Raw genomic sequence first — 25,555 nt, forward strand, 5'->3', positions numbered from 1 at the left:
ACTCTAAAACTTCATCTTCTGAATTCTAACCGCATTCAAAATCGCCAACAACGCCACACCAACATCAGCAAAAACAGCTTCCCACATAGTTGCTAGTCCGCCAGCGCCCAGAATTAAGACAAAAGCTTTTACAACAAAAGCCAGCGTAATATTTTGCCAGACAATTTTTTTGGTTTGTTTTCCAATGTTGATTGCCATTGCAATTTTACTTGGTTTATCATCCTGAATTACAATATCTGCGGTTTCAATAGTAGCATCACTTCCTAAACCTCCCATTGCAATTCCGACAGTACTGAGCGCAATTACAGGCGCGTCGTTAACACCATCGCCTACAAATGCGACTGATTCGTTTTTGGCTTTAATTTCGTTTACCTTATTAACTTTATCTTCAGGAAGCAAATCTCCAAACGATTTTGTAATTCCAAGGTTATCAGCAACAAATTGAACTACATTGGTTTTATCACCACTTAACATCGTTAGTTTGACACCTAAAGATTTTAATTTTGAAACCGTTTCTTTTGCATCCTCCTTAATTTCATCTGCAATAGTTAAATATCCGGCAAATTTTCCGTCGTAAGCAATCGCAATTGTGGTATAAACTATTGTTGACGGATCAATATCATAAATAATATTGAATTTATCTAGAAGTTTAAAATTCCCAACGTACAATTCTTTTCCGTTATAAGAAGTTTTTAATCCATGTCCGGAAATTTCTTCGATATTTTTCAATTCTACGGAAGAATCAATTGGTCCGACATGATTATGAATTGCAGTTGCCACAGGATGTGTACTTCGGCTTTCTAAGGCATTTACAATTTTCAGGATTTCTTCTTTATCAAATTCAGTTTTTATAATAACTTCCTGAACTTTAAAAACACCTTCTGTCATCGTTCCGGTTTTATCAACCACCACATTCTGAATTGTCGAAATACTGTCCAGAAAATTACTTCCTTTAAACAGAATTCCGTTTTTACTTGCAGCACCGATTCCTCCAAAATACCCAAGCGGAATACTGATAACCAGCGCACAAGGACAAGAAATAACTAAGAAAACTAATGCTCTGTATAACCAGTCGCTAAAAACGTAATTGTCTACGAAAAGCATCGGAACCAAGCAAATTGCGATTGCTAAATACACCACAATTGGCGTGTAAATTTTGGCAAATTTTCTGATGAATAATTCCGCAGGTGCTTTTTTGGTTGTAGCGTTTTGCACCAACTCCAAAATTTTAGATAATTTACTGTCGTTGTAAGCGGTTGTAACTTTTACTTCAGCAATCGTATTTTCGTTTATCATTCCTGCCAAAACAGTTTCACCTTTCTTCTTGGTATCAGGTTTACTTTCTCCTGTTAAAGCTGCTGTATTAAACGAAGCAGAATCTGATAATAATTCGCCATCTAAGCCTAATTTTTCACCCGCTTTCAGTTGAATAATCGCTCCAATCTGAACGTCTTTTGCCTTGATTTTTACAGCAACATTATTTTCTAAAATCGTAACCTCATCAGGACGCTGATCCAGCAAACTTTTAATACTCGATTTCGCCCGGTTGACTGCCATTCCCTGAAAAGTTTCTCCAATTGTATAAAACAACATAACTGCAACACCTTCTGGATATTGACCAATTGCAAAAGCGCCAATTGTTGCAATACACATCAGGAAAAATTCAGAGAAAACATCGCCTTTTACAATGCTTTCATAAGCTTCTCTCAAAACGGGAATCCCAACCGGAAGATAAGCAATAATATACCACGCAATTCTGATATATCCTGTAAACCATTCTTGCGGAAAATAGTTATCAAATCCAATTCCGATTAGCAGTAAAACAAGAGAAATTATGGACGGCATAAATAGTTTAAAAAGCCCGCCTTCAGTATTGTGTTCATGATCATGACCTCCGTGATCGTGTCCATCATTTTCTAAATGTATTGGTTCATCGTGCGAGCAACAGCAGGAAGGTTTGGGCTTGCTTTTTGTATTTTTTACTTCTTTATCTTGATGTATCATTTTTTGAGTTTCAAGTTTCAAGTTTCAGGTTTTAGTAGCACCGAAACTTTTTTAAATAATGTTCTAAATTTAAGCATTTTGTATTAAAGTTTATTGCTACAAAGGCGCTAAGTTTTTTCAGTTCGAAGGAATTAATCTCGCAAAGTCGCAGAGCCGCAAAGTTTTTTTCTCATTTTATGTCATTTCGACGAAGGAGAAATCTCCACGAGAAACTCTACAAAGATTGGATTTTAGGAACGGAGCTACTTGAGGAGATTTCTCCTTCGTCGAAATGACAAATAATACATTTATTCTCTATGTGAAAAACTTTGCGGCTCTGCGACTTTGCGAGCAAATTACACTCCAACAAAAAAACTTAGTCCCTTAGTATCTTAGCAACTTAGCCCCTTTAAAAAAAATCAATGCTCATGCTCTCCTCCGCCTTTCATTGCTGAAAGCAGATAAAAAGCACCTTTCGTTACAATTTTAGCATTCGCAGGAATTTCATTTACAAACTTAACTTCTGTAAAACCTAAATCTGTTGTTCCGGGAACTACTTCTATAGCTTTAAAATGGACTTCCTGTTCATTAACTTCTTCTTTTTCGCCAGCTGCATAATCGTGTTTTTGCTCTGTTTTTTCATTCTCTTGCATAAATACAAAATACTTATCTGCGTTTTTAACCACAGCATCTTTTGGCAACGCAGGAACCGTAGCATTGGTAATATTAATATTCGCCGAAACATACATTCCCGGAATTAAACCTTTTGCGTCAGCAGGATCGATTTTAGCGTGAACAGCAACGGTTTTACTTTCATTAGAAAATGATTTATTAACTCCGAAAATCTTTCCTTTAATCGATTTATTCGACTGATTTGTTAATACAAAATCAATTACCTGACCAATTGAAATCGAACCTAAATCTTTCTCATAAACATTTAAATCCAAATGCATCTGGCTATTATCAACTACTTCAAAAAGTGAAACCCCTGTATTTGCAAAAGCGCCTTTGGCAATATTAATTTTTCCAACATAGCCATTTATTGGTGAAACAATCGGCACTACTGACGTTGTTCCTTTTGTGCTTACATGCAAAGCATCAAGTTTATTTTTTGCTGCCTGTGCGCGTGCTCTTTCAGCGGCTAATTTTGCTTTTACTTCCTGAAAAGTCTTTCTCGGATTTACATTTTCATCGCTTAAAATTTTCTGACGGTTGTATTCCAATTGCAAATATTCCACATTCGCTGTAGCCGAATGGTAATCTTCCTGCATTTCTATTACTTCCAGATTTTGAATTGTTGCCAAAACTTTTCCTTTATTGACAAAAGTTCCTTCCAAAACATAAATATCTTTTACCGTTCCGCCAATTAAAGTCGAAACCTCAGCAGAATTTTGCGGAGGAACTGTTGTGTATCCATTCGCTTTAATGATTTTATTCAGATTTCGGTCTTCGACAATTCCGGTTTCAATCCCGACTGTTTTGTATTGAGAAGTGGTTAAAACAACTTCTGTACTTGATTTTTCTTCTTCTTGCGGTTCTTCAGTTTTCTTATCATTACAGCTTGTTAGAGTAATATTAACCGCAAGGATCGCAAAGGCAAAGCGCAAGGCACGAAAGGAAATTAAACTTTGCGAACTTTGCGTTAAAATCTTTGCGTTCTTTGCGGTTAAATAATTCAGTATATTTTTCATTTTTAATTGTTTTTGATGGTTGGGAATTGAAGTTCAATCGCACTTTGATTATAGCTGTGCGTAGCCTCTGCAAATTGTTTTTTAATATCAATTGCCTGATTTAAAAAACTGATATACGACCAATAACTCATATCGCCATTAGCATAACTTTTCTGCGCCGTTTCAATAATCTGATTGGCGTATTGCGAGCCTTCACTCTTAAAATAAGCTAAATTTTTCTGCTGCTTTTCGAAATTGTTCTGCAATTCATCTCTTTGCAGATTCAGTATCATTTTATTTTTGTCTAAAGCCAATTGTGATTGGGAAATGCTGATTTCTGCCGCTTTGGCTTTCGTTGTATTCACACCTCCAAAAAGCGGAATCTGTAATCCTGCTGTAAAACCCTGAAAAAGAGATTCTGTATTAATGGTTTGAGCAAAATAACCTAAACCAACTTTTGGTGTTCTTAGAGCTTTAAAGGTTTGAGCTTCTTTTTGATAAACTGAAATCTGTTGTTGATACAAATCCGTTACTAAAGTTTCTGCTTTTGTGGTTTGTTGATTTTCTATGAAGGTATATTGCAATGCTGTATTTTGGTCGGGAACAATATTTTCATTCGTCTGAATAAAAAACTGCAATTGTTTTTGATAAATCGCCAAATCATATTCTAATTGTGCTTTCTGCGTTTCAATTTCTTTTACTTTGGCTTTTGCACTAATTACTTCAATATTTCCGCTTTCTCCGGTTTTAAAACGAAGTTCAGCATTCTTAAGGAATTTGGTATAAATCTCATTCAGTTCAGCGTTCAATTTCTGAATCGAAACGCCATACAAATATTGATAATACGCCAAAGTCACCGCTTTTTCAATTTCATAAGAAGACAAAGCTTTTCTTTTTTCAGCCAATTTTGCCAACTCTTCCTGTAATTGCCGATTGGCTTTTGTAATATTTCCTAAAGGAAAAAATTGTTGTACTGAAACGTTATGATCATAATCGGCACTATTGAATTGCCCGCCTTGATATTGTACTTGCAGTGGATCTGGCTGAAAAGCTGCTTTTTTCAAAACCGTTTGTTTTTCGATTTCTTTATCTGCAATTTTTAAGTCGATGTTGTTTGATTTTGCGAGTTCTATTGCTTTTTCAAGACTTATAGATTGCTGTGCTGAAATAGTGGAACTTACCAGTAGGAACATGCTTAACCGCAATCCCGATAGCCATCGGGAGCAAAGTTTTTTCTGTATTTTATAAATTGAATTTTTCATTTTTATATTTTTTGTCTCTCGCAGATTGCGCAGATTAGGCGGATTGATTTAAAAAGAATCAAAAAAAATATGCTCAATCTGCCAAATCTGCGAGAGAAATTTATCTTCTACACGCAGTAATAAATTATCTAATTATCAAATTTTCTCATTTACTAATTATCTCTGCGGTTAAATTTCTCCAGCATTAAATAAAAAATCGGCAAAACGATCAAGGTTAATAAAGTTGCCGAGATTAATCCACCAATAACCACGGTTGCTAATGGTTTTTGTACTTCTGCCCCGCCGCTTGTTGACAATGCCATTGGCAAAAATCCTAATGAAGCTACAGAAGCTGTCATTAAAACCGGTCTTAATCTTGTTTTGGTTCCGATTAAAACACGTTGTAACGGATCTAAAATTCCTTCTGTTTTTAATTGATTGAAATACGAAATCAGCACGATTCCATTTAAAACCGCAATTCCGAATAAAGCAATAAAACCAATTCCGGCTGAAATGCTAAACGGCATTCCTCGCAGCGAAAGCGCAAAAACACCTCCGATCGCTGATAATGGAATGGCACTAAAAATCAGCAACGCTTGTTTTACGCTTTTGAAAGTAAAATAGAGTAAAACTAAAATCAATCCCAGAGCAATTGGCAGCGCGACAGAAAGTCTTTTCGAAGCTTCAATTAAATTTTCAAATTGACCGCTGTATGTTACGTAATAACCTGCGGGAAGTTTAAAATTTTTATCCAATTTTAACTGGATTTCTTCAACGACACTTTTTATATCTCTTCCTCTCACATTAAGTCCAACTGTAATTCTTCGTTTTCCGTCTTCGCGGATAACCTGCACCGGACCTTGTTCGTATTCAACCGAAGCCACTTGAGAAAGCGGTACTTGCTGGCCATTTGGAAGCGGAATAAACAAATTGCTTACATCTGTAATATCACCGCGATTGTCTTCATTCATTCTTACGACAACATCAAATCTTTTGCTTTCTTCATAAATTTTTCCGGCGCTTTCGCCAGCAAATGACGAACGAATGATTTGATTGATATCTGAAATATTCAATCCGTAAAGCGCAATTTTATTGTAATCGTATTTAATTGTAATTTGAGGCAATCCTGTGACTTTATCTGCTTTTAAATCGCCAATTCCTTCAATGTTTTTGATTTTCGAAATCAATTCTGTTGCTTTCGAATCCAGAATATCCAAATCGTCACCAAAAATTTTAATGGCAATATCCGATCGGCTTCCGGTCATTAATTCGTTAAAACGCATTTGGATTGGCTGTGAAATCTCAATATTGGCACCAGGAATTACTTCCATTTCTTCTTTCATCGCATTCGCCAATTCTTCCCAATTATGATATTTGCCTTTCCATTCTTTTTTGTCTTTTAAAACAATAATTAAATCGCCACTTTCAATTGGCATTGGATCGGTTGGAATTTCGCCGCTTCCTATTTTGGTTACAATCGTTTTGATTTCAGGGAATTTAGCTTTTAAAATCTGTTCAAATTTTGTAGTAGTTTCGACCATCTGCGTGAGCGAACTTCCGGTCATAATTGTGGCATTTATAGCTAAATCACCTTCTTCGATTGTTGGAATAAATTCGCCTCCCATATTTTGGAAAATAATAAATGCCAAAGCAAACAATCCTAAAGCGATAGAAAGCACCACTTTTTTAAATTCCAAAGCTTTATTTAACAAAGGCGTATATTTATTTTCTAACCAGGCAATCATTCGATCACTAATATTTTCTTTATGATCTGTTTTTTTAGATAAAAACAAAGCACTCATCATTGGAATGTAAGTCAGCGAAAGAATAAACGCCCCAATAATAGCAAAACCAACTGTCATTGCCATTGGCTTAAACATTTTCCCTTCAGTTCCAATTAAAGCAAGAATCGGCAGATAAACGATTAAAATGATTATTTCTCCAAAAGCGGCACTATTCCTGATTTTTGAAGCCGAATTATATACTTCGGAATCCATTTCTTCCTGCGTTAATTCTTTTTTGTTTTTCAATTTCTGAAGATGATGCATTGTGGCTTCGACAATGATTACGGCGCCATCGACAATGATTCCGAAATCTATTGCGCCTAAACTCATCAAATTCCCGCTTAGGCCAAAAGCATTCATCAGAATAACAGCAAACAACATCGCTAACGGAATTACAGAGGCAACTATCAATCCGGCGCGAAGATTTCCTAAAAATAAAATCAGTACAAAAATGACGATTAAAGCTCCTTCTAATAAATTCTTTGCAACAGTTTTGATTGAATTATCCACGAGTTTTCCTCTGTCTATAAAAGCTTCGGCAACAACTCCTTCCGGTAGACTTTTGTTTATCTGAGCCATTTTTTCATGAACACGGTTCACAACTGCACTAGAGTTTTCTCCTTTCAACATTAAAACCATACCTGAAACAATTTCTCCTTTTCCGTCTTTTGTAGAAGCGCCATATCGCAATGCCACTCCTTCACGCACCTCAGCTACATTACGCACTAAAACGGGTGATCCGTTTCGGTTTTTTACCACAACATTCTCAAGATCTTTTATGCCTTTTGCCATTCCTACTCCACGAATAAAGTAGGTATATTGATCTTTTTCAATATAAGCGCCACCTGTATTTTGATTGTTTTTTTCTAAAGCATCAAAAATTTCGGTAATGGTAACGCCTAAACTATTGAGCATATTTGGGTTTACGGCGATTTCGTATTGTTTTAATTTTCCGCCCCACGCACTTACCTCAGCTACACCACGAACACCTTGCAATTGCGGAATAATAATCCAATCCTGAATTGTTCGTAATTCGATGGCGCTGTATTTGTTTTCGTAGCCTTTTTTGGCATAAACGTCATATTGATAAATTTCGCCCAAACCTGTAGAAATAGGCGCTAATTCCGGAGAATTTACATAATCCGGAATATTTTCTTCGGCTTGTTTTAAACGTTGAAATATCTGTTCACGAGCCCAGTAAATATCTACATCGTCTTCAAAAACAACAGTTACAACTGATAATCCGAAACGGGAGATACTGCGGAGTTCGATTACATTCGGAACTGTTTTTACAGCTCTTTCCAAAGGATAAGTAATTAATTGTTCCACTTCCTGACTCGCCAAAGTTGGCGCTGTAGTGATAATTTGCACCTGATTGTTGGTCACGTCTGGCAAGGCATCAAGTGGCAATTTTTTAAGCGAATAACTTCCCCATGCAATGAGCACAAGGGTAAATAATAGTATAACGAATTTGTTCTTTATACTAAATTGAATGATTTTATCTAGCATTTGAATAATATAATGATATGAGAAATTAGGCAGAATATTGCCCGAAATGTGCGGAAGGTTCGCAACTCTCTATCCTGATCCTAATTTAAACTAGGTCAGGCATCATTATGCTATCTGAGGGGGTTGCCAAATACTTCCATAGAAATTGGAAGCAAAAACAGAATTATAACTTGGTAAAGGAATTGAAATAAGATGATTTTCTGAAGGAAACTCAAAAACTGCAACATTTTGATAATTTAAGACCTGAGCTCCACAGCAGTTACAGGCACAAAATGGTGAGCATAAATCGTTGTCTTTATCGTGAGAATGATTTGCCTCAGAAGAAAACTGAGCTGTTTTATGCGCAGCACTATTCACTTCCATATCTGCACAAGGCATACTTGAAAGTGCTATCAAATAAATTGATAATAATACTGTAATCCATTTCATGTTGTAAAAATACTATTATTTTTTAAAAATATAAATTATTGATATTGATAAATGTAAAAACAACAAACCAGCTTTTAAGAACTGTTAACTTATTTTTTAAGCGAATTGATACTTTATTAAGAAATTTTGCAAGAGGTAAGAAAATTTCGTTAACTTTAACATTAATTAACACATTATGAAGCCTTAAGCATAATTAAAAACCTACACTAGTATAGCAGATAAAAAGATTACCCCATAATTATTAGTGCATATTTATTTTTCGAAGTTTATTAATTAACATTAAAACACTCTAATCAATGAAATGTAAAACATTAATATCAGCCTTTTTATTATTATTTAGCATACAAATTTTCGGGCAGGTTTACACCGACAAAATTGTAGGAAAAAAAAATGAAGAATTAAAAGACAGTCTAGCTGTCGAAAAATACCCTTATGCTTTGCCAATCTGGGGTGAAAAAGTAGCCCAAAAAGGATATAAACTTCCTTATTCTGCTGGAGTTTCTGTTAATTATTTTTGGCAAGAATCTGAGATTGTAATTAATAATCTGGAAGTTGGCTTTAATCACGGTCCGCTTTATAATTTAGACGAAATTGTACGATTCGATAAATCTACTGTAGAAGCTGGCGCTTTGACCGTTAGACCTGATATTTGGTTGCTTCCCTTCTTAAATATTTATGGAATTTTTGGAAAAGCTAATACTTCCACAAAAATTAATGCCGGTATTTGGGTTCCCGATGCCGATAATAACTGGTCTGAAATTGCAAATTTCAGCACCAAAGCAAATTTTGATGCTACGACTTTTGGTATTGGTATGACGCCAACAATTGGTATTGGTGGAGGCTGGCTGGCACTTGATATGAATATGGCCTGGACTGATATCAGTTCGCTTGATAAACCTGCATTTTCTTATGTTTTTGGACCGAGATTAGGAAAAACATTTAAATTCAATAAACCAGAACAAAATATTGCAGTTTGGGTTGGAGGTTTCAGAGTTCATATTTCTGGTGATACTAACGGAGATTTGCCTTTGTCTGATTTTATTGATTTAAGCAGCGCTCAGGCGAAAGTAGATAGCGGACTTCAAAAAGTATCCGAAAACCAAACAAAAGTAGATAATTGGTGGGACAGCTTGAGCCCAGCTGAACAAAAAAATCCTGTTAATATAGCCAAACATAATACTGCCGACAGAGCTTTAGATAGAGCAGGAACTTTCCTTGCAACTCTCGACGGAGCATTGAGCACAGCCGGAGATTCATCTGTACAGTATTCACTTCAAAAAAGACCAAAAGATATGTGGAACTTTATTATTGGGTCGCAATTTCAATTCAACAAACATTTTATGTTTCGTGCAGAATGTGGTTTTTTAGGAACCCGAACTCAAGTTCTGGGAAGTCTTCAATATCGTTTTGGACTGTAATTCATCCATTTTATGAAAAAGATTTTATTAATCGTCTTCACTTTTTTCATCATTTCATCGGCACGGTCACAAGTTTTAATTTCCTTGATTTTTGGAGACAAACTGAACTCTGAGTTTTTGGAATTTGGTTTAGAAGGTGGCGTTAATTTTTCTACGATTTCAAATATGGATTCTTCAGGAACGAATCCTGGTTTTAATCTTGGATTTTATTTTGACCTTAGATCAAGAAAAAATCCTGCCTGGATGATTAATACTGGTGTAATCGTAAAATCTCCTATGGGTGCGCAGGGAATTCCGGTTTATCCTACTGGCGATGTAAATTTAGACAATACTTTTGCCGGAGGAAGTGTGAACCGAGAAATACGTTATTTTAATGTTCCGATTTTAATCAAATATCAATTCAAAAACAATATTTATGTTAAAGCCGGACCTCAGTTTGGTTTATTGGCGAAAGCCTTTGATGAATTCAAAACTGAATATGAAAAAGATGATGTAATCTACAAAAGAAATATCCGCGATCAAATTCACGTTATTGATGCTGGGCTTGCTGCAGGTCTTGGATATCATTTAAATGTTGGAAACGGACTTAATTTTACTGTTCAGTACTATTATGGCCTTGTAACTGTAATGAAAGGCGACGGACCAAATAATCAATATAACAGATCTTGGTATATTACGGCTGGATTACCAATTGGAAAAGGAAAAGCCGCTAAAAAAAGAGCCGCAGAAGAAGCTGAATTAAATAAAGTTATTCTTCCTGAAGATGAAAAACCAGCGCCGAAAAATTAAGACATAAATTCCTGAAAGGTTTCCAAAACCTTGTAGGTGTCTATAAATATGCAAATAATACTTACAAGCTTGCTAACAAATTTGATTAAACTTGTAAAAATTCATTCGGACTATTTTTTTGTCCCGCTAGGGATTAAATATTGGTAGAAAAAAAATATCCCAGTTTTATTTTGTCCCGTAGGGACTATATGTTTAATGCCATTTTTATTTGAATTTATGCAAAATGTAGTCCCTACGTGACAAATGGGTGTGAGGTAAAACTAATTTCTACCAATATTTAATCCCTAACGGGATAAAAAAACAAAATAATCTAACTCAGACTCTGGTCTATTTTGTATTTATTGAAGCAATAAAATGAAGTATTTCCTGAGTATTTAAAATGAAATCAGGATTTGTGTATAAAATGGCGTTATTAGGCATAAAAGGCATTTCGGCTGAAAGAGGATTTTGAACCGCAATTATTCCGCCTGCTGCTTTAATCGCTTTTAAACCTTCTGTTCCATCTGAATTTGAACCCGATAATAAAATGGCAATTAAGGAAGATCCATAAATTTCTGCCGCCGATTCAAAAGAAACATCAATACTCGGACGGCTGTAGTTTATTTTTTCTGAAGTATCTAAAGCCAGAATTCCTTCTTTTTCAAACAGCAAATGATAATTGGATGGCGCGATATAAATAAACCCAGGCAAAAGTGGTGTTTTATCTTCAACGGGCTTTACTTTTATATTTGATTTCAGTGTAATTAAATCTTCTAAAGTCTCTTCATCTGTACTTTTTCTGTGAAGAACAAGTACAAGTGCAAAATCATTGAGTTTTATAAGCTCCGGCAAAATCTGCATTAAAGCATTCAGACTTCCCGCAGATCCTCCAATGATCACTACTTTACAATCTGATATTATTTTAATTTCCTCCATATTTTATCTTTATCCAATTGTTTGTATTTATTTGGAGCAATAGAATATTTTATAGTTTCTTTAGTTCCTAAGGCCAAGAAGCCTAAAACAGCCAAACTTTCATCAAACAAATTAATTACACGTTTTTGCAAATCGGCATCAAAATAGATCAAAACATTTCGGCACAAAATCATATCAAATTCATTAAATGAAGTATCTGAAACGAGATTGTGTTGTGAAAAAACCATCTTCTCTCCTAAATCGCTATTAAATTTTGCGATACCATAATTGGCCGTATAATAACTTGAAAAATCCTCCTGACCTCCTGAATCACGATAGTTTTGCGAATACTCTTTCATCATTCGGAGCGGGAAAATTCCTTTTTTGGCTGTTTCTAGAACCGTTGCATTTATATCGGTTGCATAAATTAAAGATTTATGCAGAAGCCCGGCTTCTTTCAGCATAATCGCCATCGAATACACTTCTTCGCCTGTAGAACAGCCGGCATGCCATAATCTAATAAAAGGTTTTGTTCCTAATAAAGGAAGAATTTGTTTTCGCAAAACATTATAAAATGCGGGGTCACGAAACATCTCGGTTACATTCACCGTAATTTCGTCGACCATTCTTTTATAATATTCCGGATCTGAACGAACTTTTGAAAGAAATTCATGAAAATGCTTAAAACCATCCAAATGAAAAATCCGGTTTACACGACGTTTTAGTGAAGCTCTGGAATAACTTCCAAAATCAAAACCATAGTATTCGTAAACTTCATTGATAAGCAGCTCTAATTCAATATCCTCAATCATATTTCGTTCAAATTTTGCTTAAAACAAGCAGTAACTTATCAACATCAACTGGTTTTGAAATATAATCATCTGCCCCAGCCTCTAAACACTTTTCTTTATCACCCGTCATTGCCTGAGCTGTTACCGCAATAACAAAAATAGATGCTCTTGACGGAATCGCTTTTATTAACGGAATTGCATCATAACCATCCATTTCCGGCATCATCATATCCAATAAAACCGCATCAACCTTTTCATCTGATTTTAGCAGTTTTAAAGCTTCTTCGGCACTTGTACAAGACAAACAATCGTATGATTTGACACGCAAAGTATGTTCTAATGCGAAGATATTTCTGGAATCGTCATCAACAATTAAAAGTCGTTTTTTACTCATATTATATTTTTTTTTTGCCACTGATTACACTGATTAAATGTTTTTTTTTAAATCAAAATCTTATATAATCTTTTAATCTGTGGCATAACTTTTTTTAAACTTTATCATACAACCAAACACGCAATAATGACAACAGCTGATCAACATCAACTGGTTTTGTAATATAATCTGATGCTCCTGCTTTAATACATTTTTCTCTGTCTCCTGTCATAGCTTTTGCAGTTACGGCAATTAGCGGCAAATTCAAAAATTTAGGATTTGACCTAATTTTTTCTGCTGTTTCGTAACCATCCATATTCGGCATCATCATATCTAATAAAACAACATCCGTATCTGAATTTTCATTTAATATTTTGATAGCTTCTTTTCCGTCAAAAGCCGTAATAATATTCATTTTAAATACTTCTAAAGCTTTTGTAAGCGAATAAATATTTCGAACATCATCGTCAACAATCAGCACTTTTTTATCGTGCAGAACGTTATTCAGTAAATTTAGTTTTTTATACCCTTCTTTTTGGTCTTTTCCTTCTTTTTTGTCTTCAACCAAATGCAGAAAAAGAGAAACCTCATCCAACATTCTTTGATACGAATGTGCCGTTTTTACAATAATCGAATCGGCATATTTCTTGATTTTTACTTCTTCTTTAAGTGATAAACTTTTTCCTGTAAAAACAATTACTGGTAAATTCTCCAGACCTGGATTTTTCTTTACACCATCCAAAATCTGATAAGCTTGTTTATCTGGAATTCCCATATCCAGAATTACACAATCAACCTCAGTTTTATTTAAAGCCTGAAGACCTTCAGAGACTTCGCTTTTTATCTCTGAATTAATATTATAAGTTTCTAAGAAATAAGCTAAAGCTTTGGCATGTTTTGGGTTATCTTCAATAATTAAAACCTTTTGCGCTTCTTTATTGATGATATGTTCGATTCGCAAAAACACGTCTGGAATTTTTTCAAAAGCGACAGGTTTATCTAAGAAATCAACTGCACCTTTTAGCAAACTTTCCTGTTTTAATTTGTGCGACGACATAATATGCACCGGAATATGTTTTGTTTCGGCGTGGTTTTTTAATTCTTCCAAAACCTCCCAACCGCTTTTTACCGGAAGTTCAATATCCAACAAAATACCAACTGGCTTATAAAGAATTGTAAAATTCAATGCATAGTCACCACGAACGGTAACAACTCCTTTGTATCCTTTTTGACGTGTAAAAGCCAAAAGTGACTTCGCAAAATTAACATCGTCTTCCACTATTAAAATCACCTTATCGTCTTCTTTAATTGAATTTCGGTCATCGTCGATTTCATCAGGAATTACAAGACTTATGTATTTTTTAGCCGGAGCTTCTTCTTCAGGCTCAACTTCTGTAAAATCCGTTGGAGGTATTTTCTCTACATTTACTTTATTGTATGCTGCTCCAAAAACGGGCAGACACAATGTAAACGAACTTCCTTCATTAACTTTACTGTGCAGGATAATTTCTCCTCGAAGCAATTTTGCCAATTCTCTACTTATAGAAAGCCCTAAACCAGTTCCGCCATATTTACGTTTTGTTGAGCCATCTGCTTGCTGGAAAGCTTCAAAAACTAGAGGTTGTTTCTCTATTGGAATTCCTATTCCGGTATCTTTCACAATGAAACAAATGATTTTTTCATCATCTGTATTGACTTTTATTTCCAGACTAACTTTTCCTTTTTCGGTAAATTTAATGGCGTTTGAAATTAGGTTTTTCAAAATTTGCTCCAAACGCATCTTATCTGTTTTGATGACAATTGGTGCTTCTTTCGCAATAATTTCAAATTCAATTCCTTTTTCTTTGGCAACCAGATTAAATAAGTTCCAAAGCGAATCTGTAATTTCTTTAGTCGAAACATCTAAAAATTCCAGTTCCATTTTTCCGGCCTCGATTTTAGATAAATCCAGAATTTCATCAATCAAGCCCAATAAACTGTTTCCTGAACTCTGAATCACTTTTGCAAATTCAATTTCTTCCTTATTCATGCTTTGATTATTATTTTCAGATAATAATCGGCTTAAAAGCAGAATGGAGTTTAACGGAGTTCTTAATTCATGCGACATATTGGCTAAAAACTCTGATTTATATCGTGTTGTAAGTTCCAGAGCTTCCGATTTTTTCTGAATTTCATTGTTTTTTTCTTCCAATAAAACGCTTCTTTCCGACAATTCTTCATTGGTCTGTTCCAATTCTTCTTGTTGCACTCTTAATTCTTCTTCAGATGCCTGAAGTTTTTCGGTTTGCGCTTCCAATTCTGCATTAATTGCTTCCAATTCACTGTGTTGTTGCTGTAACTCTTCAGATTGTGCTTTGGTTTCTTCAAGCAATTCCAGTACTCTTCTTCTGTTTTGAGTTGATCGTATCGCAATCCCGATGTTGTTTGTAACGGTTTTCAAAAACTCTAAATGCAGTTCTGAGTATCCGTAAATACTAGCAAGTTCAACTGCACCTTCAATTTTATTATCATACAATGGCAATGCTACAATATGAGTTGGCTTAATTTGTCCTAAAGCATAATTAATTTGAATATCATCTGGTGTTAACGTTTTTAATTCTAACATTTTGCCAGAAGTAACAGCCTGACCAATAAGTCCTTCTCCTTTTTTTATGCGTTCTCTATTTTTACTTGGTATATAACTATAACCAGCAGCAACGGCAAGTTCATCTCCGTCAATCACATACATAACACCTGCACTGCTGTTGGTATAATTACATAAAAATTCTATAATATCTTTTGATAATTTCTGCAATGGTTTTTCGCCTAACATTGCATTATTCAATTCTGCAATTCCAGTTTGAAGCCATTCTTTTTGCGATAATAAATCAAATGAATTTTTCAGATTAATACCCATTATATTAAGCGATTCACCTAAGCTTCCCAGCGCATCCGCTTTTGTATCATCTACACGAATATCATAATTTCCGTTCGAAATATTATTAGCAATAGTACTGATTGCATCAATTCGCTCCGCTGTTTCCAAGTCTTTCTTCTCTAATTCAAGTTGTAAAGCAGTACGTTCGTTGAAATCTTTCAGAATTCTGATCAGGAAAACAATTGAAATAATAAAGGCGATAAAAAAAGCAGTGATAATCAACATTAAACTGTAATTCCCGTATCGTTCTGAATTGGCATTGCGTTCTGCTAAAAGTCCTTGTTCAGTAGCTTCGACTTTCTTAATTACGGCCCGTAGATCGTTCATCATCTTTCTGCCTTCATTTAAATCGAAAACGGCAGTATTTTTTCCAAGACGTTTTTTGACTATCTGATTGTTTAAATATTTAAAAAAATTAGCGCGCATTACTCGTAATTCTTTCAATTGTTTTTGCTGCGAAGTATTATCAACAGTAAGTTCGTCTAATTTGTCAAAATAACTGTTCGATTTAGCTTCAGATTCATTGTATCGGTCCACAAACTGTTCGTCACCCGTGATCAAATAACCGCGCATACTGGTTTGTGCTTCTGTGATAATTGCTGAACCTTCGTTTAAATTATAAATAACTTCCTGAGTATGATTGACCCAAAAATTGCTGTGCAATAAACTTTTAATGCTGATAAACGAAGCAACAGAGCTGATTGTAAGTACTAGTAACGAAACTAAAGAACTGATTAGCAGATTTCTTTTAAAATTATTCTTCATATTTGTTGATACTGTTTTATTCATATTTTAAAGGAAGTACAATAATAAAGCTTGCGCCTTTGCCTACTTCGCTTTTAGCAGTGATTAATCCGTTGTGTTTTTCTATGATTTTTTTCGCAATTGCAAGTCCAATTCCGGTTCCTTCATAAGTTTGACGATCATTCAGGCTTTGGAAAATGATAAATATGCGATCCAGATAAATTTCATCAAAACCAATTCCGTTGTCTTTTACAATAATGCGGCAAAACTTTCCATCGGGAGAAGTTGGACTATCAAATGATTTTTCGGCAATAAATTCCGAAGTAATTTCAATTAAAGGCGGCTCATTTGCGCCGGAGAATTTTATCGCATTCCCGATCAGATTTTGAAAAACCTGTCGCAATTGGCTTGGAATACTATCTATAGTTGGAAGTTCAGAGGTTTTGACCGTCGCGTTTTTTCGGTCAATTAAATAATCAAAATCCGATAGCACTTCCTGTAAAACCACATTAAGATCTGTAGTTTCTGGTTTAACTTGTGCCGATAATCGCGAATAAGCCAAAAGATCGGTAATCAAAGTCTGCATTCGCTCTGCCGATTTTATCGTTCGGTCAACATAATCGATTGCTTTTGCATCGGTTGTCAAATAAAGATCTTTGATGATTTTTATGAAAATCTGAATTTTCCGAATTGGTTCATTTAAATCGTGCGAAACCACCCAGGCAAATTGCTGCAATTCGTGGTTTTTCATCTCCAATTCTTCATTTTTTAAAACCAGTTCTTTTGTTCTTTCGGCAATTTTAATTTCAAGATTATCCTGCGCTTCCTTTGTAATTTTTATTTCTTTTGAAAGAAGATCTTTAATGCCTTTTAATTCGTTTTGTTGTTCGTAAATTTTGATAAAAGTTTTCACTTTTAGCATCAGCAAATCAGTATCTACAGGCTTTGTGATATATTCAACTGCACCGGTTTCGTACCCTTTAAAAATGTATTTTTTTTCAATGTTTAAAGCCGAAAGGAATATAACAGGAATATCTTTTGTACGTTTATTTCCGGAGAGAATTTTCACTACTTCAAAGCCGTCAAGTCCCGGCATCTGAACATCCATAATAATGAGGCAGTAATTTGTCTTTAAAATTTTCCTCAGTGCTTCTTCCCCAGATTCGGCAGAATCGACATCAATATTATGCAGCTCTAATGTTTTTTTTAAGGCAATAATATTTGCCTTTATATCGTCTACAATTAATACCATCTGTTAGGGGTAAAAGTGTTATGAAATTAAAATGTTTTGGTTTGAATGCATTCAAGCAACGAGTTCAAAACATCTGATCCTATTTTGAACAGCTTTGGCGCAACTTTCAAATTTATAAAGAAAAGTTAAAATTATATTTCATCAGAAATCTAATTCGTTATATAATTCCCATGTCTTGATTGAAATAATATAAAATCATTTATTGAGGCAATCAAAAAATTCTTTAGGTCAATTCATTTATATAAAACGATTTAAATTAGAATTGAATTGTTTTAAATGAAATTAATATGGAAAAGAGAAAAACATTTCCTGAACAAAAACAGGAACTTCCCGGAAATGAATATTTAATGCATCCAGAGCCTGAAATCATTCGGGAAAATTATACTGGAAGCGGTAAACTTCTCGGAAAAGTTGCTTTTATTACGGGTGGTGACAGCGGAATAGGAAGAAGCGTTGCTGTTCATTTTGCAAGAGAAGGCGCCAACATTGCAATTGTTTATTTAAAAGAAGATAAAGATGCGCTACTTACAAAAGAATTAGTCGAAAAAGAAGGACAGCAATGTCTTTTGATAAGCGGTGATTTAAAAGAGGAAAAATTCTGTAAAAGTGCCGTTAAAAAATGCATCAGCTCATTTAAAAAAATAAATGTTTTGGTTAATAATGCTGCGGTTCAATATCCGCAAAACGAATTAGAAAAAATCACTGCTGCACAGCTTCAAAAAACATTTGAAACTAATATATATCCGTATTTCTATATAACAAAAGCGGTGTTGCCATTTCTAAATGAAAATGACACTATTATCAATACAAGCTCCGTAACGGCTTACCGAGGCAGCGAACATTTAGTAGATTATGCCAGTACAAAAGGCGCTATTGTAAGTTTTACCAAATCACTTTCGGCTATGCTTGCAAAAAGAAAAATCAGGGTCAACGGCGTTGCGCCAGGTCCTATCTGGACACCGTTGATTGTAGCGAGTTTCGACAAACTATCTGATTTCGGAAAAGATAATCCGATGGGAAGAGCCGGGCAACCCTCAGAAGTTGCACCAGCCTATGTGTTTTTAGCCTGCGCGGACAGCAGCTATATTACAGGACAATTTATTCATATTAATGGCGGGGAATTAGTTGGAGGTTAAAAAAATCTTAGCACCTCAGCATCTTAGCACCTCAGAACCTTAAAAAATGAGCTACATAGACATCATAGGATTATTTGCTGGAACCTGCATTACAGTATCGACAATTCCGCAGATTTTAAAAGTTTGGAAAACTAAGAAAGTAAAGGATATTTCGCTTAAGACTTTTGGAATTTTGACTTTTGGAATCATTGTCTGGATTATCTATGGAATTTTGAAAGAAGATCTTCCTATCATAATAACCAATAGTGTTTCCTTATTCCTGAATTTAGTGATGATCTATTTTATAATTTACTATGAAAAAGAGTGATCTAAGATACTAAGGGACTAAGATACTAAGGGACTAAGTTTTTTTAGCTTAGAATCTTACAAAAAAACTGAGATGCCAAGTTAAAAACTTGGCATCTCAGTCCCGATAGCTATCGGGATAGCATCTTAGTATCTCAAGATAAAATATATAATGCTTGCTAGCTAGCTAATTTCTGGTTATAAAGTTTAAATGACCAATGATGTTTGGCTCTAAAAAGTTTTACAGAAGCCATTACATCAGAAAAACTCATAGCCGAAATTCGTTTGATTTCGTTAATTCGTTTTATGGCTATATCCACAATTGGTTCTACTGTTTTTAAATAATTAAAAGCATGTTGTTCGATCTCCATTTCTACGATATGGCTCAGAATGCTTTTTTTAAGAAGTGTGCCTACAATTCCTTTTTCCGGCATTGTTTTAAATTGCTCAATCTTTTTTGAAATCCGCGAGTTTTCTTTTCCAATGTAAATGTAATTTCCGGAATCATTTGTAAAATGCTGTTTTACCTGAGATACTAATGGCACATTTTTATTGTCCATTGTTGGCATTCCCAATAAAGTAAATTGGATGCGTTTATGACTCTCAAAGTATAAAACACTATTTATAACAGAAGAATTGTTTAAAACTGCCGATTGATTTTTATGCAGAACTTTCTTTTCTCCATTTGAACCAAAACTGTGGCATACATTTCCGTTTTCGCAGTACACAAAAAATACTGGCGCCGACTGGAATGCTTCTATACTCAAACTTACATCCTGGTGAAAAACCAAGTCAAAGTGCATAAACAAAATCTTATTATCAAAGCGAGTGCCTTTTATAGAACCTTTAGTCCATTTTGACTGAATATCTAAATTATAATTATTATCGTTAGCACTCAACGTACCATTAAAACTATCTTTAAGATCATTAAAAACAGTATCAAATTCACCATTGTTTAAGTATAGTTTTTTCATTTTAGTTCGGTTTTACAAAGTAGTCAATACTTGATTAGTTTTATAAAAATTAATTGAATAACAATTCTCATTTTCTATAATTCAAATTTCGTACTAATTGCAAATCAAACTCTTACACAATTTCAGTCAGATATTTCATAATTTTTATTTACATAGATTCTAAGATTCTGAGATGCTAAGGTTCTGAGATGCTAAGGTTCTGAGATAATAAAATATATACTGAATGTTTTTGCAAAGTTTTAAAAACTTAGTGCCTTAGAATCTTAGCATCTTAGCATCTTTTAAAAAAAAACAGCTGCCCCAGAATAAATCTGGAACAACTGCTCCTCAGCAAAATAAAAATACCTATTTATTTTATCTTATGTAAGTTCACTGATATCGGCGTTTTTTGAATAATTCTTTTTAGGAATATCTTTAAAAAACTCCGCTTCATCTAAGTCAGCCGTAGGGCCGTATCCTAATAGATGTGTCCCTTTTATATGATCCTTTGTTTCGATTACATACAATATCGACATGTCGTCAGGATTGCTCATACCTTCATATCTATGATGTGCGACAATATAAATTTCATCGGGCTGATAAGCGTATTTTGAATCAGTATCGATCAGAGAGCCGTTGTCAAATAAAAAATTTGTGGTATAGCCTTCATCCTGATATTTCTGAATATAATCGGTTTCGTGTTTTTGCTCTTTTTTCATGATTTTAAATTTGAATTACCATTTCTGCAATCTTGGTTTATCAAATTTCATCATATCTTACAAATAAAATTAACTCAAACGATTTTAAAATTAGCTCATTCAAAAAAGCGCTTTTTCAGTCCTGAAATTTTTTATTACTTTTAATTTCTAGGTACTTACAAAGTAAAAAGTATTATATTTAGTATATAAAATTTATTTTTTCAACTCCCAGCAAAAACAAATTTTAATGAACAATTCAAGTTACGATTTTCTTTCAAAAGGAGGCGAAATGGGTGCCCTCACCCGTGCCAAAGATTGGAGTAAAACCGCTGTTGGTGCAGTCGAAACCTGGCCACAAAGTCTTCGAACAACTTTAGGAATTCTCCTGAATTCAAAATTCCCCATGTTTTTATTTTGGGGACCGGAACATATATGCTTTTACAATGATGCTTATCGCCCGAGTCTTGGCAATGAAGGAAAACATCCTGACATTTTAGGGCAAAAAGGAGCTGAATACTGGCCAGAAATTTGGGATTTCATTGGTCCATTAATAACTCAGGTTTTAGAAAATGGAGAAGCTACCTGGCATGAAGATCAACTGGTTCCTATTTACAGAAATGGAAGTTTAGAAGATGTTTACTGGACCTTTAGTTATAGCCCCGTAATCAATGACGATGGCAAAATTACAGGAGTTTTAGTTGTATGCACCGAGACAACTGATAAAGTAAATATCCTCAAAAGTCTTGAAGAAAGCAATAAACGCTATCGTGATAATATACTGCAGTCGCCAAATGCAATGTGTATTTTGAGAGGAAAAGATTTTGTTGTTGATATTGCCAACCGGCTAATGCTTGAAATTTGGAACCGCGAGGAACAAGAAGTTCTTAATAAACCCATTTTTGAATCATTGCCAGAAGCTGCCGGACAAGGTATAGAAGATATTTTGCTGAATGTTTTTACAACGGGCGAACGCTTTACGGCAAATGAACTTCCTGTAAAATTAACCCGAAATGGCAAAATTGTAAATACTTTTATTAACGTTGTTTATGAAGCTTTTAAAGAGCCTGACGGCACTATTTCCGGAATTGTAGCAATTGCAAATGATGTCACGCTTCAGGTTATGGCGCGCAATGCAATTGAAGAAAGTGAAAAACAATTTAAAAATATCGTACAGCAAGTACCATTGGGAATTGCAATCCTAAAAGGCAAAGATTTAATTGTTGAATTAGCAAATGATACTTATTATCAAATTGTAGATAAAACCGAAGAAGAAACCCTTTATAAATCGGTTTTTGCGTCGGTTCCTGAAAGCAAAGAAACCGTTTATCCGTTGATTTCTAAAGTGTATGAAGAAGGAATTCCTTTTTTTACAGATGAATTGCTCGTAACTTTAAATCGATATAATAAACAAGAAGAATGCTATTTTAATATCGTTTTTCATCCTTTGAGAGAAGAAAATAATGAAGTCTCAGGCGTTATTGTTGTTGGTTATGAAGTAACAGAATCTGTACGGGCTAGATATCTTTTGGCAGAACAGGAAAAAGCTTTTAGAAATTTAGTGATGCAATCGCCCATTGCCATGACGATTTTTAAAGGAAAAGACCATATTATTGAATTAGCAAATACTACAATGCTAAATGATATCTGGCAGAAAAAAGAAAGTGAAACGATTGGCAAACCCGCCTTAGAAGTTTTTCCAGAATTGTTAGATCAAAAATATCCGAAGCTGTTAAACGATGTATTGAACGACGGAAAAATTATTCGCGAAAATGAATCTGTTGCTTATATTAATATTAAAGGAAAACTGGAAAAATTTTATCTGGATTATCAGTATACACCTCTTTATGAGCCAAATGGTGAAATTTCGGGTGTAATGATTAATGTTAATAATGTTACTGATAAAGTAGAAACCCGAAAAAAAGTAGAAGATGCAGAAGAACGGGTTCGATTAGCTTCAGAAATTGCCGAAATCGTAACCTGGGATTTGAATGTTCCAACACAGGAATTAATTTATTCTGAAAATTTATTATCCCTTTTCGGACTTGAAAAAAACAAAAAAATTGCGCGTTCACAGATTTTAAATCAAATTATTCCAGAAGATATTCCTGTTATCGAAAAAGCATATGCAAAAGCATTAAAAACAACTATTTATAAATACGAAGCCCGAATTATCAAACCCGATAATTCAATTGCGTGGATTCGCGTTCATGGCAAAATGTTTTTTGATGAACTAAAAAATCCTGCAAAAATGCTCGGAATTGTGATGGACGTTACAGACGAGAAAAACAGTCAGGAAGTTTTAATGAAAAGTCAGGAAAAATTCAGGCTCCTCGCCGACTCTATTCAGCAATTTGTTTGGACTAGCGATGCAATGGGAAATATGAATTATTTTAATCAGTCGCTTTATAATTTTTCTGGTCTTTCAAAAATCAATATCAACCAAAACGGATGGCTCCAAATTATTCATCCTGATGATCGCGAAGAAAATATAAACCGTTGGATGGAATCCATAAAAACGGGCAATGAATTTTTATTCGAACATCGATTTCAGCGTCATGATGGTAAATACAGATGGTACGCCAGTCACGCCATTCCGCAAAAAGATGCCGATGGAAAAATCCAGATGTGGGTAGGAACAAGTACTGATATTCAGGAACAAAAAGATTCCACTACTCTTTTAGAACAGCAGGTTTTACAGCGTACAGAAGAATTAGAAAGCAAAAACAGAGATCTGATTAACATGAATATTGAACTTCAGTCTTTTGCCTACATTTCAAGCCACGATTTGCAGGAACCTCTTCGAAAAATCCAAACTTTTGCAAGCCGATTAACCGATTTGGATGAACAAAATATTTCGGCCAGAGCCAAAACTTATTTAGAGCGTATTGAGTTTTCAGCCAAAAGAATGCAGGCATTAATACAAGATTTACTTACCTATTCGAGAACAAATTCGGCTGACCGGACTTTTATAAAAACGAATTTGGATGAAATTGCAGAAGAAGTTCTTATGGATTTTTCGGATCGTATTGAAGAAAAAAATGCCGTTATTGATCTTCATCCAATTGGCGAAGGAACTGTAATGCCTTTTCAATTCAGACAATTGTTGCATAATTTAATTGGGAATGCTTTGAAATTTTCCCGTAAAGATATCCCGCCTCATATTCAGATTAAAGCGAAAAGAGTAATGGGTGATAAATTAAATTTAAAAGTCGACTATCCGGACAAAATGTATTTCTGCCTACGAATCGCCGATAACGGAATTGGGTTTGATGACGAATACAAAGAGCGCATTTTTGAAGTTTTTCAAAGACTGAATACCGAAAGTGAATTTGTAGGAACCGGAATCGGACTGGCAATTGTGAAAAAAATTGTCGAAAACCACAAAGGAATTATTAAAGCCCACAGTGAAAAAGACAAAGGAGCAACTTTTGAAATCTTTTTACCTGAGTTATAAAAAAAACACCAGATTCATTTTAGTAAATAAATCTGGTGTTTCTTTTGTAATGTGTGCTGAGATTATAACTTGTAAACAAAAGTTTTTCGATCTGGAGTAAATTCTTTCCAATTTATGGTTAAAGAATATTCGATAGCTTTTATAATATCTTTCATTAAAACTGGTTTTGTAATAAAAAAATTCGCTCCTAAAGTGAGACATTTTTCAATAATACCTGGTTCATTTGAAGTTGAAAAAATGATAACCGGTATATCATTGTTCTTTTCAGATCCTTTGAGTTCTGTTAAAACATCAAAGCCATTTTTGCCCGGCATATTGAGATCTAAAAAAATGACATTGGGTTTTGGAGGCGAATGTGCAATTGCATTTAGAAGCTTTTCTCCACCCGAATAAGTCTGTAGAATGATATCTTTTTCTAATGATTCAACGGCATCAGCAAAAATGCTTAAATCATCTTCATCATCATCTGTGTAGAAAATTAACAAATCGTTCATGTAGAATGGGTTAAAACTGTTTCGTAAAGATAAAAAAAATATTTTTATATGGAGTAATGTGCTGTTTTATTCTGACAAAAACTGAAAAATTGAAATCTGATAATTTTAAAAGACAATTCTATAATTTTTTCAGATTCAAAAATCCCAACTTTGTTTAAAACTAATACTATCAAACATTTACAACAACATTAAACATAAAAGTCATGGGAGATCATAAAAATCTTACCGAAGAATTAGCGGTAAACAAAATAAAAGAATTGGCAGAGAATATTAAAACCTGTATGTTTTGTACTTACAACAGCGACCGTCTGCAATCAAGACCAATGTCTGTTCAAAAAATTGATGATTTGGGCAATCTTTGGTTTTTATCGGACCGAAACAGCAGCCAAAATGCTGAAATTACATTGAATCCAACCGTAGAAATATTTTTCTCTGAACCACACGACAAATTCCTGACACTGCACGGATCAGCTACTATTTCTTATGAAAGAGAAATTATCAAAGATCTATATGATCCTATTGTAAAAGTCTGGATGCCTGGCGGTATAGATGATCCAAATTTAAGTGCTATAAAAGTAGTTCCTGAAGATGGCTATTATTGGAATAATAAACATGGAAAAATGGTTGCAATCGCAAAAATGACTGCGGCATTAGTAACCGGAAAAACCATGGATGACGGAATTGAAGGAAATTTGCAATTGCAGTAATTTTTTTTAACAGAAAAAAATATCCTCATTTTTG

General features: G+C 34.4%; 19 protein-coding genes. 6 read left to right on the forward strand and 13 right to left on the reverse strand.

The genetic code is table 11. The annotated features are described in order from the left end of the window. Positions 1–3: 3 nt before the first annotated feature. The 5 genes from ACNFIH_RS03390 to ACNFIH_RS03410 form a co-directional block, all read right to left on the reverse strand. On the reverse strand, positions 4–2,004 hold the full coding sequence (locus ACNFIH_RS03390; RefSeq protein WP_426485499.1) for a heavy metal translocating P-type ATPase: 2,001 nt from the start codon (positions 2,002–2,004) through the stop codon (positions 4–6). A 398-nt stretch (positions 2,005–2,402) separates the two neighbouring features. Next, positions 2,403–3,674 (reverse strand): efflux RND transporter periplasmic adaptor subunit, encoded by a 1,272-nt coding sequence (locus ACNFIH_RS03395; protein ID WP_426485500.1) that lies wholly within the window; start codon positions 3,672–3,674, stop codon positions 2,403–2,405. 2 nt (positions 3,675–3,676) lie between these two features. After that, positions 3,677–4,915, reverse strand: coding sequence for a TolC family protein (locus ACNFIH_RS03400; RefSeq protein ID WP_426485501.1), 1,239 nt, complete (start codon positions 4,913–4,915; stop codon positions 3,677–3,679). Positions 4,916–5,067: 152 nt separating this feature from the next. Next, the gene (locus ACNFIH_RS03405) at positions 5,068–8,187 is read right to left on the reverse strand and encodes an efflux RND transporter permease subunit (protein ID WP_426485502.1); all 3,120 of its coding nucleotides are present in this window, start codon (positions 8,185–8,187) and stop codon (positions 5,068–5,070) included. Positions 8,188–8,292: 105 nt separating this feature from the next. Further along, on the reverse strand, positions 8,293–8,616 hold the full coding sequence (locus tag ACNFIH_RS03410; RefSeq protein WP_035644632.1) for a DUF6660 family protein: 324 nt from the start codon (positions 8,614–8,616) through the stop codon (positions 8,293–8,295). Positions 8,617–8,912: 296 nt separating this feature from the next. On the opposite strand from ACNFIH_RS03410, the gene ACNFIH_RS03415 reads away from it, so the two are divergent. Both ACNFIH_RS03415 and ACNFIH_RS03420 read left to right on the forward strand, forming a co-directional pair. Next, the gene (locus ACNFIH_RS03415) at positions 8,913–10,034 is read left to right on the forward strand and encodes a hypothetical protein (RefSeq protein ID WP_426485503.1); all 1,122 of its coding nucleotides are present in this window, start codon (positions 8,913–8,915) and stop codon (positions 10,032–10,034) included. A 12-nt stretch (positions 10,035–10,046) separates the two neighbouring features. Further along, the gene (locus tag ACNFIH_RS03420; protein WP_426485504.1) at positions 10,047–10,823 is read left to right on the forward strand and encodes a porin family protein; all 777 of its coding nucleotides are present in this window, start codon (positions 10,047–10,049) and stop codon (positions 10,821–10,823) included. Between the two features lie 327 nt (positions 10,824–11,150). Here the strand turns inward: ACNFIH_RS03420 and ACNFIH_RS03425 are convergent, their stop codons facing one another. The 5 genes from ACNFIH_RS03425 to ACNFIH_RS03445 form a co-directional block, all read right to left on the reverse strand. Then, on the reverse strand, positions 11,151–11,738 hold the full coding sequence (locus ACNFIH_RS03425) for a chemotaxis protein CheB (RefSeq protein WP_035644639.1): 588 nt from the start codon (positions 11,736–11,738) through the stop codon (positions 11,151–11,153). Next, complete coding sequence (locus tag ACNFIH_RS03430; RefSeq protein ID WP_426485505.1) at positions 11,720–12,529, reverse strand: CheR family methyltransferase; 810 nt, start codon at positions 12,527–12,529, stop codon at positions 11,720–11,722. The genes ACNFIH_RS03425 and ACNFIH_RS03430 overlap by 19 nt, the downstream gene beginning before the upstream one ends. Positions 12,530–12,536: 7 nt before the next feature. Then, a complete protein-coding gene (locus ACNFIH_RS03435) occupies positions 12,537–12,902 on the reverse strand; it encodes a response regulator (protein ID WP_426485506.1) in 366 nt (121 codons plus the stop codon). A gap of 94 nt (positions 12,903–12,996) precedes the next feature. After that, entirely contained in the window at positions 12,997–16,587 is a 3,591-nt protein-coding gene (locus ACNFIH_RS03440) for a response regulator (RefSeq protein ID WP_426485507.1), read from the reverse strand. Beyond that, positions 16,580–17,794, reverse strand: a complete 1,215-nt coding sequence (locus ACNFIH_RS03445; protein ID WP_426485508.1) for a hybrid sensor histidine kinase/response regulator — start codon at positions 17,792–17,794, stop codon at positions 16,580–16,582. Before ACNFIH_RS03445 ends, ACNFIH_RS03440 begins: the two co-directional genes overlap by 8 nt. Positions 17,795–18,081: 287 nt before the next feature. Between ACNFIH_RS03445 and ACNFIH_RS03450 the strand changes: the two genes are divergently transcribed. Then, a complete protein-coding gene (locus tag ACNFIH_RS03450; protein WP_426485509.1) occupies positions 18,082–18,930 on the forward strand; it encodes an SDR family oxidoreductase in 849 nt (282 codons plus the stop codon). Between the two features lie 46 nt (positions 18,931–18,976). Continuing rightward, on the forward strand, positions 18,977–19,237 hold the full coding sequence (locus ACNFIH_RS03455) for a SemiSWEET family sugar transporter (RefSeq protein ID WP_142449199.1): 261 nt from the start codon (positions 18,977–18,979) through the stop codon (positions 19,235–19,237). A gap of 157 nt (positions 19,238–19,394) precedes the next feature. Here the strand turns inward: ACNFIH_RS03455 and ACNFIH_RS03460 are convergent, their stop codons facing one another. Together ACNFIH_RS03460 and ACNFIH_RS03465 are read right to left on the reverse strand one after the other, a co-directional pair. Then, entirely contained in the window at positions 19,395–20,189 is a 795-nt protein-coding gene (locus ACNFIH_RS03460; RefSeq protein ID WP_426485510.1) for a hypothetical protein, read from the reverse strand. A 359-nt stretch (positions 20,190–20,548) separates the two neighbouring features. After that, positions 20,549–20,887, reverse strand: a complete 339-nt coding sequence (locus ACNFIH_RS03465) for a hypothetical protein (protein ID WP_142449202.1) — start codon at positions 20,885–20,887, stop codon at positions 20,549–20,551. 226 nt (positions 20,888–21,113) lie between these two features. Here ACNFIH_RS03465 and ACNFIH_RS03470 point away from each other — a divergent pair, with 226 nt between their 5' ends. After that, positions 21,114–24,320 (forward strand): PAS domain-containing protein, encoded by a 3,207-nt coding sequence (locus ACNFIH_RS03470; protein WP_426485511.1) that lies wholly within the window; start codon positions 21,114–21,116, stop codon positions 24,318–24,320. 62 nt (positions 24,321–24,382) lie between these two features. Here ACNFIH_RS03470 and ACNFIH_RS03475 read toward each other — a convergent pair whose 3' ends face one another. After that, complete coding sequence (locus ACNFIH_RS03475; protein ID WP_426485512.1) at positions 24,383–24,814, reverse strand: response regulator; 432 nt, start codon at positions 24,812–24,814, stop codon at positions 24,383–24,385. A 203-nt stretch (positions 24,815–25,017) separates the two neighbouring features. On the opposite strand from ACNFIH_RS03475, the gene ACNFIH_RS03480 reads away from it, so the two are divergent. Further along, the gene (locus ACNFIH_RS03480) at positions 25,018–25,521 is read left to right on the forward strand and encodes a pyridoxamine 5'-phosphate oxidase family protein (protein ID WP_035644665.1); all 504 of its coding nucleotides are present in this window, start codon (positions 25,018–25,020) and stop codon (positions 25,519–25,521) included. Positions 25,522–25,555 lie beyond the last annotated feature (34 nt).

The sequence above is a fragment of the Flavobacterium sp. 2 genome (assembly GCF_049949195.1).
Taxonomy (GTDB): Bacteria; Bacteroidota; Bacteroidia; order Flavobacteriales; family Flavobacteriaceae; genus Flavobacterium.

Bases quoted from the DNA above. Each gene is read 5' to 3' on its own strand.
- ACNFIH_RS03390 (WP_426485499.1), bottom strand. From the start codon at position 2,004: ATGATACATCAAGATAAAGAAGTAAAAAATACAAAAAGCAAGCCCAAA.
- ACNFIH_RS03395 (WP_426485500.1), bottom strand. From the start codon at position 3,674: ATGAAAAATATACTGAATTATTTAACCGCAAAGAACGCAAAGATTTTA.
- ACNFIH_RS03400 (WP_426485501.1), bottom strand. From the start codon at position 4,915: ATGAAAAATTCAATTTATAAAATACAGAAAAAACTTTGCTCCCGATGG.
- ACNFIH_RS03405 (WP_426485502.1), bottom strand. From the start codon at position 8,187: ATGCTAGATAAAATCATTCAATTTAGTATAAAGAACAAATTCGTTATA.
- ACNFIH_RS03410 (WP_035644632.1), bottom strand. From the start codon at position 8,616: ATGAAATGGATTACAGTATTATTATCAATTTATTTGATAGCACTTTCA.
- ACNFIH_RS03415 (WP_426485503.1), top strand. From the start codon at position 8,913: ATGAAATGTAAAACATTAATATCAGCCTTTTTATTATTATTTAGCATA.
- ACNFIH_RS03420 (WP_426485504.1), top strand. From the start codon at position 10,047: ATGAAAAAGATTTTATTAATCGTCTTCACTTTTTTCATCATTTCATCG.
- ACNFIH_RS03425 (WP_035644639.1), bottom strand. From the start codon at position 11,738: ATGGAGGAAATTAAAATAATATCAGATTGTAAAGTAGTGATCATTGGA.
- ACNFIH_RS03430 (WP_426485505.1), bottom strand. From the start codon at position 12,529: ATGATTGAGGATATTGAATTAGAGCTGCTTATCAATGAAGTTTACGAA.
- ACNFIH_RS03435 (WP_426485506.1), bottom strand. From the start codon at position 12,902: ATGAGTAAAAAACGACTTTTAATTGTTGATGACGATTCCAGAAATATC.
- ACNFIH_RS03440 (WP_426485507.1), bottom strand. From the start codon at position 16,587: ATGAATAAAACAGTATCAACAAATATGAAGAATAATTTTAAAAGAAAT.
- ACNFIH_RS03445 (WP_426485508.1), bottom strand. From the start codon at position 17,794: ATGGTATTAATTGTAGACGATATAAAGGCAAATATTATTGCCTTAAAA.
- ACNFIH_RS03450 (WP_426485509.1), top strand. From the start codon at position 18,082: ATGGAAAAGAGAAAAACATTTCCTGAACAAAAACAGGAACTTCCCGGA.
- ACNFIH_RS03455 (WP_142449199.1), top strand. From the start codon at position 18,977: ATGAGCTACATAGACATCATAGGATTATTTGCTGGAACCTGCATTACA.
- ACNFIH_RS03460 (WP_426485510.1), bottom strand. From the start codon at position 20,189: ATGAAAAAACTATACTTAAACAATGGTGAATTTGATACTGTTTTTAAT.
- ACNFIH_RS03465 (WP_142449202.1), bottom strand. From the start codon at position 20,887: ATGAAAAAAGAGCAAAAACACGAAACCGATTATATTCAGAAATATCAG.
- ACNFIH_RS03470 (WP_426485511.1), top strand. From the start codon at position 21,114: ATGAACAATTCAAGTTACGATTTTCTTTCAAAAGGAGGCGAAATGGGT.
- ACNFIH_RS03475 (WP_426485512.1), bottom strand. From the start codon at position 24,814: ATGAACGATTTGTTAATTTTCTACACAGATGATGATGAAGATGATTTA.
- ACNFIH_RS03480 (WP_035644665.1), top strand. From the start codon at position 25,018: ATGGGAGATCATAAAAATCTTACCGAAGAATTAGCGGTAAACAAAATA.